A 484-nucleotide genomic window follows, 5' to 3' on the forward strand; every position below is an offset into this window, starting at 1 on the left:
GGGAGGCTCGGCCGCGGGAGGAAGCGGGGCCACCGCCGGGAGCACGGCCGGGAACGGGGCTACGGCCGGAAGCGGGGCAGCGGCCGGGAACGGGGCCACTGCCGGGAGTGAGGTGGCGGCCGGGCCCGGCAGGGACAGCGGATGTGTGTCGCCGGTGGCTGCCGGATCGCGTGGCAGGCCGTGGAGCGCGCTGCCGGCCATGGCCTCGGGGCGGCCGCGGGCGCTGTCGGCGGCCGGTGGCCGGTAGTACGGCAGCAGCGCGTCGAGCATGCCGGCCACGCACAGCGCCGCGAACGGCAGCATCGCCGTCACGTACGCATAGGGCATGTACCCGTTCCGGAACATGAAGGCGAACTGGATCAGCAGCAGTACCGCGACCATTCGCAGACGTCTGACGAAAAGCGCCGGGAACGCGGCGACGACACCCGCGCACAGCAGATAGGGGTCGATGCCCAGCCACAGGCTCGCCATGCCGCGGGTGCCA

1 pseudogene is annotated in these 484 nt (G+C 73.6%); it reads right to left on the reverse strand.

Going from position 1 to position 484, the window contains the following annotated elements:
• Positions 1-484 (reverse strand): annotated as a pseudogene (locus NBW84_RS10640) (4-amino-4-deoxy-L-arabinose transferase); the annotation flags it as partial.

The sequence above is a fragment of the Protofrankia sp. CiP1_Cm_nod2 genome, assembly GCF_920664355.1.
Classification (GTDB): domain Bacteria; phylum Actinomycetota; class Actinomycetes; order Frankiales; family Frankiaceae; genus Protofrankia.